Origin of the sequence: Novosphingobium sp. B-7, assembly GCF_000410615.1 — a bacterium.
Lineage (GTDB): Bacteria > Pseudomonadota > Alphaproteobacteria > Sphingomonadales > Sphingomonadaceae > Novosphingobium > Novosphingobium capsulatum.
On the sequence record NZ_APCQ01000142.1, the window covers coordinates 1 to 12,643 of the forward strand.

At 65.1% G+C, this 12,643-nt stretch carries 11 protein-coding genes and 1 pseudogene; 7 read left to right on the top strand and 5 right to left on the bottom strand.

Annotation, left to right across the window (positions count from 1 at the left end; genetic code table 11):
* Positions 1 to 400: pseudogene (locus H926_RS25060) on the bottom strand (gluconate permease); the annotation flags it as partial.
* 334 nt (positions 401 to 734) lie between these two features.
* On the opposite strand from H926_RS25060, the gene H926_RS0101565 reads away from it, so the two are divergent.
* Positions 735 to 944 (top strand): helix-turn-helix transcriptional regulator, encoded by a 210-nt coding sequence (locus H926_RS0101565; RefSeq protein ID WP_210427002.1) that lies wholly within the window; start codon positions 735 to 737, stop codon positions 942 to 944.
* Positions 945 to 1,133: 189 nt separating this feature from the next.
* Here the strand turns inward: H926_RS0101565 and H926_RS25065 are convergent, their stop codons facing one another.
* Complete coding sequence (locus H926_RS25065; RefSeq protein WP_022674735.1) at positions 1,134 to 2,828, bottom strand: acyl-CoA dehydrogenase family protein; 1,695 nt, start codon at positions 2,826 to 2,828, stop codon at positions 1,134 to 1,136.
* Positions 2,829 to 2,928: 100 nt separating this feature from the next.
* Between H926_RS25065 and H926_RS25070 the strand changes: the two genes are divergently transcribed.
* Positions 2,929 to 3,549 carry a TetR/AcrR family transcriptional regulator gene (locus H926_RS25070; RefSeq protein ID WP_022674736.1) on the top strand — a complete coding sequence of 207 codons (621 nt, stop codon included), beginning with the start codon at positions 2,929 to 2,931 and terminating at the stop codon, positions 3,547 to 3,549.
* A gap of 28 nt (positions 3,550 to 3,577) precedes the next feature.
* On the opposite strand, the gene H926_RS0101580 is transcribed toward H926_RS25070, so the two are convergent.
* A complete protein-coding gene (locus H926_RS0101580) occupies positions 3,578 to 4,147 on the bottom strand; it encodes a bacterioferritin (protein ID WP_022674737.1) in 570 nt (189 codons plus the stop codon).
* A gap of 189 nt (positions 4,148 to 4,336) precedes the next feature.
* Between H926_RS0101580 and H926_RS0101585 the strand changes: the two genes are divergently transcribed.
* The 4 genes from H926_RS0101585 (at position 4,337) to H926_RS0101600 (ending at position 6,970) form a co-directional block, all read left to right on the top strand.
* Positions 4,337 to 5,254, top strand: a complete 918-nt coding sequence (locus tag H926_RS0101585) for a heme o synthase (protein ID WP_028657435.1) — start codon at positions 4,337 to 4,339, stop codon at positions 5,252 to 5,254.
* Between the two features lie 16 nt (positions 5,255 to 5,270).
* A complete protein-coding gene (locus tag H926_RS34025) occupies positions 5,271 to 5,444 on the top strand; it encodes a hypothetical protein (protein ID WP_166643350.1) in 174 nt (57 codons plus the stop codon).
* Between the two features lie 39 nt (positions 5,445 to 5,483).
* A complete protein-coding gene (locus H926_RS0101595) occupies positions 5,484 to 6,038 on the top strand; it encodes a cytochrome c oxidase assembly protein (protein WP_022674740.1) in 555 nt (184 codons plus the stop codon).
* Positions 6,039 to 6,145: 107 nt separating this feature from the next.
* On the top strand, positions 6,146 to 6,970 hold the full coding sequence (locus H926_RS0101600; protein ID WP_022674741.1) for a cytochrome c oxidase subunit 3: 825 nt from the start codon (positions 6,146 to 6,148) through the stop codon (positions 6,968 to 6,970).
* 107 nt (positions 6,971 to 7,077) lie between these two features.
* Here the strand turns inward: H926_RS0101600 and H926_RS0101605 are convergent, their stop codons facing one another.
* A complete protein-coding gene (locus H926_RS0101605; protein ID WP_022674742.1) occupies positions 7,078 to 9,765 on the bottom strand; it encodes a M1 family metallopeptidase in 2,688 nt (895 codons plus the stop codon).
* A 214-nt stretch (positions 9,766 to 9,979) separates the two neighbouring features.
* On the opposite strand from H926_RS0101605, the gene H926_RS0101610 reads away from it, so the two are divergent.
* A complete protein-coding gene (locus tag H926_RS0101610) occupies positions 9,980 to 10,549 on the top strand; it encodes a hypothetical protein (RefSeq protein WP_028657436.1) in 570 nt (189 codons plus the stop codon).
* 238 nt (positions 10,550 to 10,787) lie between these two features.
* Here the strand turns inward: H926_RS0101610 and H926_RS0101615 are convergent, their stop codons facing one another.
* The gene (locus H926_RS0101615) at positions 10,788 to 12,362 is read right to left on the bottom strand and encodes a helicase HerA-like domain-containing protein (RefSeq protein WP_022674744.1); all 1,575 of its coding nucleotides are present in this window, start codon (positions 12,360 to 12,362) and stop codon (positions 10,788 to 10,790) included.
* Positions 12,363 to 12,643: the final 281 nt, after the last annotated feature.

Consider the following 12,643-nt stretch of genomic DNA (forward strand, 5'->3'; position numbering starts at 1 on the left):
CTGCCGCCGCCGCGATCGGTAGCAGCAGCACCACGCCGGTTTCGAAGAACAGCGGTAGGCCGATCAGCAGCGCGACCGCCATGCTCAGCCAAGGGGCCGCTGCCGGCCGGCCATGGTGCAGCGCCATGCGGGCCAGCACGCCCGCCCCGTCCGACAGTTGTAGCATGGCACCGAGCGAGAGGCCCAGCGCCACGACGAGGCCGGTGCCGCCCAGCACGTCGCCGGCGCCTTTCTGCACCGCCTTGGCGGTTTCGGCGACGGGCATGCCGACCGCGATGCCCACGGCAAAGGCGCCGCAGAGCAGGGCGAGAAAGGGATGGAACCGCCCGCGCACGATCAGGGCGATGGCGAGGCCAATGCCGAGCAGTGCGGCCAGGACCAGGCGCAGATCGTCGCTCATCGCGCTGCCGCCGTCCGGGTGGTGGTGATTCGCCCCGACCTGCCTTGCCCAGATCCGTGATGGCCCATCCTGCTCTCCTCTCGCGCCATGGCGCTGCCTGCCTGCGCTTGTTCTGCGAAAAGTTGTATAACAGGTGCGCGCCGATTTCAGCAATAAATCGTGTATTGACGGGATAACTCCGGCATAATATCAGAAAGCTGTCTAACTGATATTGGATTTCGCCATGCCGATCCGAGCATGGACGCACGGTAGATGCCGCAACGGTAGGCGATAGGGAGAGACAACGGTGACCGACTTTGCCCCTGCCAGTGTTCCGAACCAGCCGGCGCAGCGCCTGTCAGAGGCACCCGCCGTCCGCCTGACCCCTACCCAGTTCAAAGTGATGCAGGGCGTGCGCTCGGGCCAGCTCAACAAACAGATCGCCTATGACCTGGGCATCGCGGAAAAGACCGTGAAGGCCCATATGACCGCGCTGATGCGCAAGCTCAACGTGCGCAACCGCACCCAGGTGGCGATCGCCGCCCAGTCGATCCTCGCCCAGTAGGTTTTCGCCCAACACGTTTTCCGCAGCAGGTTTCGGGGCGTGCGGCAGCAAGGGAGCGGGAAAAGGCGAAATCGCCGGCAGCGCATCTGATGTATGTCGATGCCGCTCAGGCAAATCCTGCCCTCAACCATCGCTCAACATCACGACACAACAGCCCCAGCCGAACAACGGCGTGGGGCTTTTTCACGTTCAGCCCAGATAGCCGCGATCGACTTCACCGAACGCCGCCACCAAGGCTTGCCCGTGAGATGTGAGCGCCGCTTCGGCCAATGCCTGCGCCCGCGCCAGCAGCAGCCAATGGCGGCCCAGCGCGGCGAGGTGATCGTGCACCCGGCTGCCCGACAGTGCCGCCAGCCGGGCGGCGATCCATCCTGTCGTGGCCAGGGATGCCAGTTGCAGGAACGGATAAGCGACGACCGTTGCCGTCGGCTTGTCGAGGCCCGATGCGGCCTGCTCGAGCATGTCGAGCAGCGCCCCCAGGGTGGCATTGCCGAGCCGGTCCGCATCACCGCGCGCCTTTGCCAGGAAGGCGCGATAGGCGCGGCCTTCATCGCCGAGCACGCGGCGCAGGGCGAGGTCGAGCGCCTGCATGCCGCTGGTGCCTTCGTAGATCGCCAGAACGCGGGCATCGCGCAGATAGCGCTCGGCTGGCCATTCGCGGGTATAGCCGGCGCCGCCGAGAACCTGGATGGCGTCGTTGGCGCACAGGCTCGCTGCCTCGGCCGCGAAATTCTTGGTGATCGGCAGCAGCCAGGCCAGCACCAGTCCCGCTTCGGTGCGGGCCGCCTCGTCCTCTTCCCGCGCCTGGAGGTCTGACAGCGCCGCGGCGGTCAGCACCAATCCGCGGGTGACTTCGGCGCGCGCGGCAAGGCCCAGCAGCATGCGCTGCACATCGCCGTGCCGGTCGATCGTGACAGGCGGGGCATCGGCCCTGCCGCCCTGGCGCCGCTCTGCGGCATAGCGCCAGGCGAGGCTGGCCGCTGCGCCGGCAAGGCCCGCACCCTGGCTGCCCACCGAGAGGCGCATGCCGATGATCATCGTGAAAAGCTGCGCCAGACCGCGCCCTGGCGTGCCGATCAGGTGGCCCGTCGCCGCCTCGAACCCCAGGGCGCAGGTGGGCGAGCCGTGCAGGCCAAGCTTTTCCTCGATGCGCCGCACGACCACGGCATTGCGTTGGCCCGCGATATCGGATGGCACCAGAAACAGGCTGAGGCCTGCCGGACCATGCGCCCCCTCTGGCGTGCGCGCCAGCACCATGTGGGCGATGCGCGGGGTAAGGTCGTGATCGCCAAAGCTGATCCAGATCTTTTCACCCGTAATCCGCCAGGTGCCATCGGCATGGGGCACTGCGGCAGTGCGCAGTCGCGGCACGTCCGACCCGGCATCGGGCTCGGAAATGCAGATCGTCGCGGCCCAACTGCCATCGATCAGGCGCGGCGCCCATTCGGCGCACAGCGCCGGGTCGGCATAGCGTTCGATCACCTTTGTCGCGCAGCGCATCGGCGTGGGCAGCATGCCGAAGGCGGGTGAGGCGCGGTTGAGCAGTTCCTCGCACGCACTGTGCACAAGCATCGGCAGACCCGCGCCGCCCCACTGTGGCGCGCCTTCTATCGTGGTCCAGCCACCGGCAACAAAGGCCTGCCAGGCGTCATGATGGCCTGGTGCCAAGCGCACGCGGCCCTGTTCCAGGCGGCAGCCAACCTGATCGGCCTGGGCGTTGAACGGCTCGATCACGCCTTCGGCAAGGTCACCGGCCGCGCCGATGATGTCGAGCAGCATCGCTTCGTCCAACCCGGCATCGGGAAATAGCGCCTGCACCCGCACGAATTCGGGCAGGGCCAGGATTTGGGCGACGATCGTGCCGGCGGCATCGGCGTAGGACATCTTGGGTTCCTCTCTCTATACGCTACCGTATGGTTTGAGGACGGACCTGGGTCAAGGCCGGTTCTGGACGGGGCATGGCAAGGCGCCTAAGCCGCATGGCATGACGCCGTCCCCGTCCGATCCCATCCAAGAAGCGCCGGCCTATCCAGCGAACGGCAAGCGCCTGGGCCGCGCCGACTGGATCGCGGCGGCGATCCGGGTGATGGCCGACAGCAGCGTCGAGCAGGTGCGCGTGGAAAAGCTGGCGATCGACCTCAAGGCTTCGAAGGGCAGCTTTTACTGGCATTTCAAGGATCGCAATGCCTTGCTCGACGCCGTTCTGGAGGAATGGCAGGCACGATCGACGCTGATGGTGCAAGAGCGGCTGATGCGTGACGAGCCCGACGTCGCGCTGCGGATCAAGCGATTGATGGAATTGCCGTTTCATTCCGGTGCGGCGGCGCTGGCGGCCGATCTGGAACTGGCAATCATGGGCTGGGCGCGCCGATCGGAAGCGGCACGGGCCGCAGTTAGCGCGGTGGATGCGGCGCGTACGGCCTACTTGGCGGAACAGTTCGTGGAACTGGGGTGCGCGTCCGACAATGCGGCCTGGCGCGCGCACCAGGCCTACGCCCTCTTGCGCTATGTCGCGCAGCGCACCGATCTTGCGCTTGCCGATCGGCAGCAGATGATTGCCAAACTGCATGCCCGGCTGACGCAGGACTGCGCCGCCGGGCATTGATCGACACATTCAGGACAAGGCGGCTGGGTTATTCGCCCTGCCAGCCTTCGAGCAGATCGCGGAATTCGTCGGCGTGGTTTTCTTCCTGCGCCAGAATACCTTCCAGCATGATCCGCGTGGTGGGATCGCGATCGCCGACATAGGCGATCAGTTCGCGATAGGCTTCCACCGCGATGCGTTCGGCGATGAGGTCTTCCTTGACCATGTCCTTGAGCGTCTTGCCCACCTGGTATTCGGCATGGCTGCGCTGGGTCAGCGTGGCAGGATCGAGATCGGGTTCGCCACCCAGCTGGACGATGCGTTCGGCCAGCTTGTCGGCATGGGCGCGCTCTTCGTTGGCGTGCTCGAGAAAATGCGCCTTGATCGGTTCCGAAACCAGGCCATCGGCAGTGTAATAGTGCCGCATATAGCGCAGCACGCAGACCCATTCGGTGGCCAGCGACTTGTTCAGCTGGGCGATGATCACCTCGCGGTCCTTGGGGAAGGACTGGGTGACCGGGCCCTGGTCGATATGCTTGCGGGCCTGGGCACGCAGGGTGGCGGTGTCGGTAAAGCTGGCGTCAGACTTGGCCGGCTTGGCGGCGGTGGCAGTGGCCATGGAACATGCTCCTGCAAAAGGGATGGCATGGATCGAGGTGGCCATGCCGTGACACCGGGCAAATGATCGGGCCGCCCTCCGGTTCCATTGCCCGACAGGGCGGGTGTGATCGCCGGGGATGATCGCGCGTGCCGCTCGCTGTCCTTGAACACTTTCCCTCATGGCCGGGGCTGCTATAGCCGCGTCACGATGGACCTAGTGACGACTCCCTTGCGCATGCCCGCCGATTGGCGTGATTTCTTTGCGCTGACCAAGCCGCGCGTGATGACGCTGGTGATCTTTACCGGGCTGTGCGGCCTGCTCGCCGCGCCGGGAGAGATTCATCCGGTGCTGGGGTTTGCGGCGATTCTGTGCATTGCCGTGGGTGCCGGGGGCGCTGCCGCGCTCAACCAGTGGTGGGAGGCGGACCTCGACGCGGGCATGAAGCGCACCGCGCGGCGGCCCGTGCCGGCCGGGCGGATGGACCGCGAATCGGCACGCGATTTCGGCTTTGCGCTGTCGGGCGGATCGGTGGTGGTCATGGGCTTGGCGATCGGTTGGCTGGCGGCCGCGATCCTGGCGATCTCGATCTTCTATTATGCCTGGGTCTATACCGTGTGGCTCAAGCCGCGCACCCCGCAGAACATCGTGATCGGCGGTGGGGCCGGTGCCTTTCCGCCGTTGATCGGGTGGGTGGCCGTTACCGGGCACATCACCTGGATGCCGGTGGTGCTGTTCCTGATCATCTTCCTGTGGACGCCGCCGCACTTCTGGGCACTCGCCCTGTTCGTGCAGACCGATTACGCCAAGGTCGGCATTCCGATGCTGCCGGTGGTGGCGGGTGAAAAGGCGACGCGCCGGCAGATCCTGTTCTATACCCTGGTGCTCGTGCCCGTGAGCCTGGTGCCATGGGCGCTGGGTGGCGCCGGGCTGGTCTATGGCGTGGCGGCGGCGCTGCTCGGCCTGGGTTTCCTGGTGCTGGCCATGCGGGTGGGCCTGCGCGACAGCGTGGCCAATGACAAGATGAAGCCGGAAAAGCGGCTGTTCGGCTATTCGGTGCTCTATCTGTTTGCATTGTTCGCCGCGCTGGTGCTGGATCGGTTTGCCGGGCTCCAGGGGTGGGCCTGAGCGGAGAGGAAACAACGTGGGCGACAAGCCGGAAAATATTGACCTGAAAGCCTTTCGTGCGCGACAGAAAGCACGCAACCGCGCTTTGGGACTGGTGCTGGGGGCTTTGGTGGTGCTGTTCTTTGCCATCACCGTCGTGAAACTGGGTGTGCAGGCCGCACACCGCAACGAAAGCGCACAGCACGCCTGACCCGGACAATGCCGGGCGGGCGGATAAGGGAGAGATAGCGTGGCAGCGGCAATCGACAAAACCACCCGGGCCAACCGCAAGGTGGCGATCATCGCCGGCGCGGCGGCCTTGGGCATGCTGGGCATGGGCTATGCCGCCGTGCCGCTCTATCGCATGTTCTGCCAGGCCACGGGCTTTGCCGGCACGACCCAGCGGGCCACTGCGGCCCAGGCGGCCAAGGTCAAGCCCACGCTGCGCCCGATCACGATACGTTTCGATGCCAATGTCGCGCCCGGCCTGCCGTGGACGTTCAAGCCCGAGCAGGTGACCCAGGATGGGCGAATCGGCGAACGCAAGATCGCTTTCTTCACCGCCCGTAACAATTCCGACCAGCCCATCGTGGGCCGCGCGGTGTTCAACGTGACACCCGAGCAGACCGGCTCCTACTTTCACAAAATCCAGTGCTTTTGCTTCAATTATCAAAAGCTTATGCCGGGTCAGGAAGTGCGCATGCCGGTGGTCTACTATGTGGATCCGGCTATGTTGGATGACGCCAACACGCGCGATATCCCGGAAATCACGCTGAGCTATACGTTCAACAAGGCCGCAAATTGACTGGACCGGGCCAGATGTGCCCGATAGACATTGCAGCCACCACAAAAATGGCTCCCGTCGCTGTGCGCACGAGGATGCTGGTTAAGCCTTGGGGGAAGTAGACGATCATGGCCGGCGCCAAGAACCACGATTATCACATCCTGCCGCCCGATATCTGGCCGTTCATGGGCGCTATGTCAGCCCTGGTGATGACCAGCGGCGGCGTTTTCTACATGCACAAGATGGCTGGCGGCACGCAGATCATGCTGCTGGGCCTGCTGGGCGTCTTGCTCACCATGTTTTCGTGGTGGGGCAAGGTAATCAAGGAAGCCCACGCCGGCGATCATACCCCGGTGGTGCAGTTGCACCAGCGCTATGGCATGATCCTGTTCATCGCTTCGGAAGTGATGTTCTTCGTCGGCTGGTTCTGGGCGTTCTTCGATTTCTCGCTGTTCCCCAGCAAGCTCAACACCGACGTGATCGGCGGCGTGTGGCCGCCCAAGGCGATCGAGGCGGTCATCAACGCGTTCGACCTGCCGCTGCTCAACACGCTGATCCTGCTGTGCTCGGGCACCACGCTGACCTGGGCCCATCACGCGCTGATCCATGGCGATCGCAAGGGCCTCAAGCTGGGCCTGACGGCCACGATCCTGCTCGGCCTGCTGTTCACCTCGATCCAGGCCTATGAATACGTCCATGCCCCGTTCGCCTTTGGCAAGAACACCTATGGTTCTGCCTTCTTCATGGCGACGGGTTTCCACGGCTTCCACGTGATCATCGGCACGATCTTCCTGATCGTGTGCTGGATCCGCGCCGAGCGGGGCGAGTTCACGCCGCGCCAGCATTTCGGCCTGGAGGCGGCGGCCTGGTACTGGCACTTCGTCGACGTGGTCTGGCTGTTCCTGTTCGTGGCCATCTACGTCTGGGGCAACTGGGGCGCGGTGGTCGAATAACCGCCCACGCCTGCCTATAGCCCACAAAAAGGGGCGCCTTCCGGGTCTGGAAGGCGCCCCTTTTTTGTGGGTGCCACCCCGGGATAGCCCAGGGTGGCGGCTCGGCGTTACTTCACTGCGGCCAGTTCGGCCGAGAGCGCGGCCGAGCGCTGCTCCTTGAGCACGGCGCAATCCTGCACCCGCTCGATCGCTCGGTCGAGTTCGAGCGCGCCGGAGTTGTTGGCAAAGTGCGGGCGCCAGGCGGCAATGGTCTTGGCCTTGTCCACCGAGCAGAATCCGCTCACCGCCTGGGGCAGGCTGCGCGCCAGGAAGATGCCGCCGCCGCTGGAGAGCAGAGTGTCGACGTGGGCATTGGCCCAGGCAAACGCATAGTCAGCTGTCTTGGGCGAGGCGATGGCCAGCGAAATGCCGGTCAGCTTTTCCGAAAGGCGCAGGCGCTTGTCGGAAAACTCTTCGATCAGCCACTTGGCCACGGCCGGATCGTTGCTGCGGCCCACGGCGCGCAGGGCGGCCGGGCGCAGCAGAGGATCTTCCGTCGACAGTGCCTTTTCCATCAGCACCTTGGCGCCTTCCAGGCCGCGCGGCTTGAGCCAGGCCTTAAACGCGCTGTTGTAGAAGGCGGGATCGAGCGCCCTGGCATCGCCGGCCAGCAGGCTGTCGACCGCCTTGGCCAGCTTGGCATTGAGCGCGGCATCCTCGGCCACTCCCGACATTTCCGCCACCAGGGCAACGCGGCGCTGCTGCTGATCGGGATCGTCACCCGCATGCGCGCCGGCGCGCGGATCGAAGCCCAGCTTGGCGAGCTGCGGACCACGCACTTCGGCCACCAGGCGGCGCAGGCCGTCGTGGGCAGCCGGGGACAACATGCCGCGATCGTCGAATGCTTCAAGCTGGCCGGTCGCACCATCGCTGGCGTAGCTGTCGGGATTGGCGGCAAAGCTGCGCGCGGCCGCCACCAGTTGCGCTGGCGTGGCACGCCCCGCCAGGAAGCTGGCTTCCAGGCTGTCGATCGCGGCCAGGGCTTCGCCGCCGGGCAGGGCGGAACCCTGCGCGATTAGGCTGTCCCACTGCGCCGCGGGCAGCTCGAAACGGTAATAGCCGGTGCCGCCCGCGTTGGGCATCAGCGCGCCGTTGCCGGCGATGGCAACCGTGCCGCTCTTGTCCACCAACAGCTGGCAGACGCGGGCATCGCCCTGGCGCAGGCACAGTGGCACGCCCCAGGTCTGGGCCAGGGCTTGCGCCGGGGCCTGGGTGCCGAGCCTGACATAGCGGCTTTGCGTCACGTTCCATTTGCCTTGCCCGGCTGGGGCAAACGTCACCAGCGGCACGCCCTGTTGGTCGGTAAAGCTTTGCATGGCCGGCAGAATGCGCGGATCACCGGCGGCATCGGCCATGGCGCCAAAGAAATCGGCGGTGCTGGCGTTGCCGTACTTGTGCTTGGCCATGTAGCCGCGGACGCCGTCGCGGAACTTGGTATCGCCCATGAACGCGGCGATCATCGATACCACGTGGCCACCCTTGCCATAGGTGATGGTGTCAAAGGCTGCGTCGATCTGGCTGTTGCGCTCGATCTTCTGGTGGATGGGCCGGCCGACGATCAGCGCGTCGGTGTTCATCGCGGCAAAGCCTTCTTCCAGCGCGCCGGCGCCGATGTTGAGATCGGGGCGCCATTCGTTGCCGATGCGGAAGCCCATCCAGTTGGCAAAGCTTTCGTTGAGCCAGATATCGTCCCACCAGGCCGGGCTGACCATATCGCCAAACCACTGATGCGCCAGCTCGTGCGCCACGACCATGCCGAAGTTGCGCTTTTGCGCGGTCGAGGCCTTGTCATCGAGCACGAGGAGCGAATCCTCGTAAAGATCGGCCCCGGCATTTTCCATGGCGCCCGGCATGATCGGCGCGGTGATCTGGTCCAGCTTGGGGAAGGGGAAGGCCTGGCCGAAATAGTTCTCCAGGTGGCTGACGATGCCCTTGGTGCCATCGAGGGCAAAGGCCAGCTTGTCGGCATTGGGCTTGGTCGAAATCACGCGCAGCGGCAGCGGGGTGACGCGCTGCGGCGTGGCCGGCACGGCGCCATCCACGCTCACGAACGGACCGGCCATCACCGCCACGAGGTAGCTGGGCAGCGGCAGGGTCGGGGCAAAGCGGTGCACGGTCTGGGTGCCGTGCGTTTCGGTCGCCACTTCGGGCGCGTTGCTTACCGCGCGCTGGCCCGCCGGCGTGGTGATGGTGACGGTATAGGGCGTCTTGAAGCCGGGCTGGTCGAACGAAGGGAACGCGCCGCGCGCATCGATCGATTCGAACTGGCTCCAGCTGTACCACTGGTTGTCCACGTGCACGCGGAACAGCCCGGTGGGGCCATCGTTGAAGCCGGCTTCATAATCGAACGCCAGCGTCGCGGCGCCCTTGGGCAGCGGCTGGGCAAAGGTGACCAGCGCCACGCCGGTGGGATCGGCCTGCTGGAACGTGCCGGCAATCGTCTTGCCACCCACCTTGGCGACAACCTGCTTCACCTTGAGATCGAGCCCGTGCATCCACACATAGCGGCCGCCCTGGTTCACGGTCACGTCGATCTCGGTATGGCCGGTAAAGCGCGGCTGGGCCGGATCGAGCGTGAAATCGAGGCGATAGGCGCGGGGCACCACGGCATTGCCGAGCTTGCCCACGGGCATCACGCCAGCGGCGGCGGGAATGGCCACGGCCTTGGCATCGGCGGAAGCAGCGGGGGCGGCAAGTGCCGGGGCGGCGGCAAGGGTGCCGGCCAGCATCGTGGCGGCAAGAAGCAGAGCGCGCATGGGATCCTTTCACGCGAAAAGAGGCTGGGCGCCTGCTTGCGCCCGGCTCGTTGCACGTGCAACCGGTTTCGACGAACCGCCGGGAATGATCTGCCAACGGCTTGGTGGTGTCTGAGTCAATGGCACGCTTTCCATTGCGTTGGCTGAAAGCCATTCCATCTACACCGCGAGATTTCCATCGACAGGCCGGTTCAAATCCGGAATGTCGGCAGACATGACGCAGTGGCGGCCCCAGTTCCAAGCAGCACTTGAAAAGCTGGCAGAAATCAGTTCGGCCATGGATGAGCTTGGACTAAATCCGCCAATCCTTGTGGGCGGCGGTGCGGTGGAGCTTTATACTCAAGGTGCCATCAACACTGGTGATTTCGATCTCGTCACCTCCCAGCAATCCGCGCTTGAAAGTGTTATGGTCGAACATGGGTTTGTGCGGCCCCGAGGCGCCGGTCGGTTGACGCGGGGGTGGATCCATCCTTCTCTCAAACTGGGATTTGAAGTGGTGGGAAGCCGTTTGCTCGACGGACATGCCGACACCAGCCTGCTGCAGTTAATCGAAGTGGGAGCCCACGGGACTGTTGCGGTAATTTCCATTGAAGACCTGATCGCCGATCGCATGGGCCAATATGCTTCCGGCGCTGCGCACGATATGATTGGTCAGGCTCAGGCGCTGTTCACCCTTTCTGAAGGGCTCGACACGGATTATATGGAGCGCCGAATTCGCGAAGAGACGATCGACACATATGGCGTTCAAGACCTTAAAGCCGACGCGCGGGACGATCAGTCTTGACGCACTGGGCGAACGTATAGCCGCACGGCGGAGTGTTGTCGGTGATGTCGCTGTGCCGCGCAACGCTGGCAACCGGCGCACGCCGTCAAAGCAAGCCTTGCTCGATGCTATTGCCGAGACAGGCGCAGATTGGTGATTGCGTGCGGTGAACGTCTATTGGGATGACGTTTACTGACAGGCAAGTGCAGCGGCTGGCATGTTGGCTCAGACCCGTGGCGATCCAGCCGCTGCTGGCATCTTACCGCAACAACCCACCCAGAAGCCCGCGCGCGAAGCGGCCCAAGGCTTCGCCGCCCAGGCTCGTCGCGATCGAGCCAACCATTGCAGTAACCCCGCTGGCCACCGGCGCGGCGCGGGATTTCTTGCCGGCGATCTGGGCGGCGACCATCGCACCGGCCGATGAGGCGACAGCGCCCATCGCGGCCTTGCCCGCACGGCCCCACAGTGTGGGGGACTGGCGCGGCTGGGCACGCTGGGCGTCTGCGCCCTGTTCCTGCACGGTTTGTGCCGCGGCGGCGGCGTCTGCTGCTTTTTGTGCCAGCACTTCGGCCGCGCTCTCGCGGTTGACGGCGGTATCGTACTTGCCGCCGAACGGGCTGGCGGACTGGATGGCAGCACGCTCGGCCGGGCTGACCGGCCCCAGGCGCGAGCGCGGCGGGGCGATCAGGGTGCGTGCGACCATGCCCGGCGCGCCATCGGCGTCGAGCATCGAGACCAGCGCTTCACCCACTTTGAGCTCGGTAATCGCCTGGCCCACGTCAAGATCGGGGTTGATGCGAAAGGTTTCAGCCGCGGCGCGGATCGCCTTCTGATCGCGCGGGGTGAACGCGCGCAGCGCATGCTGCACGCGGTTGCCCAACTGGCCCGCCACCTTTTCGGGAATATCGATCGGGTTCTGCGTGACGAAATAGACCCCCACGCCCTTGGAGCGGACGAGGCGGACGACCTGCTCCACCTTGTCCATCAGCGCATCGGGTGCATCGTCGAACAACAGGTGGGCTTCATCGAAGAAGAACACCAGGCACGGCTTTTCCGGGTCGCCCACTTCGGGCAGCGCCTCGAACAGTTCCGACAGTAGCCACAGCAGGAACGTGGCATAGAGCTTGGGGCTCTGCATCAGCTTGTCGGCGGCGAGCACGTTGACCATGCCGCGGCCCTGTTCGTCCACCTGCAGGAAATCGTGGATCTCAAAGGCCGGCTCGCCAAAGAAGCGATCGGCACCCTGGCTTTCCAGGCCGAGCAGCTGGCGCTGGATCGCCCCGACGCTGGCCTTGGTCACGTTGCCATACTTGGTGGCCAGCGCGCCAGCGTTTTCGGCGCAGGCGGCCAGCACGGCCTGCAGGTCGGCCAGGTCCACCAGCAGCAGGCCGTTGTCGTCGGCATAGCGGAAAGCGATGGTCAGCACGCCTTCCTGGGTTTCATTAAGGCCCATCAATCGTGCGAGCAGCAGCGGCCCCATTTCGGAAATCGTGGTGCGGATGGGGTGGCCCTGCTCGCCATACAGATCCCAGAACACCGCCGGATTGTCGGCATAGGCATAGTCGGCAATGCCCAGGTCCTTGGCGCGCTGTTCCAGCGAGGCGGCGTGCTTGAACGTGGGGCTGCCAGGCATGGCGATGCCGGAAAGATCGCCTTTCACGTCGGCCAGGAACACCGGCACCCCGGCGCGGCTGAATTGTTCGGCCATGCCTTGCAAGGTCACAGTTTTGCCGGTGCCGGTGGCCCCGGCGACCAGGCCATGGCGGTTGGCCCGGCCCAGCAACAGCACTTCGCGTTCGCCCTTCGCGCCCAGGCCCAGGAAAATCTCGTCCATCCGCCGCACTCTCTCTCGATTTGTTGCCTTGCTGTGTAGGATGAGCCGCGATTGCCCGCGAGGGCTTTTTGCATCCGCATCGGCTTGTCGCTATGCGCGTGGGGTCATGACACGCGCCCCCTTTCTTTTGCTCGATGATGCCCGCCAAGGCGATCACGGCTCGGCCCGCCTCTATGAAGCGCCGCTGGAGATCGTGGTGGCGCGCCGGCCCGAAGAGGTGGACGCGGCCCTGGCGCGGATCGGCGCAACGCCGGGATGGTGGGCCGGCGCGCTGGCCTATG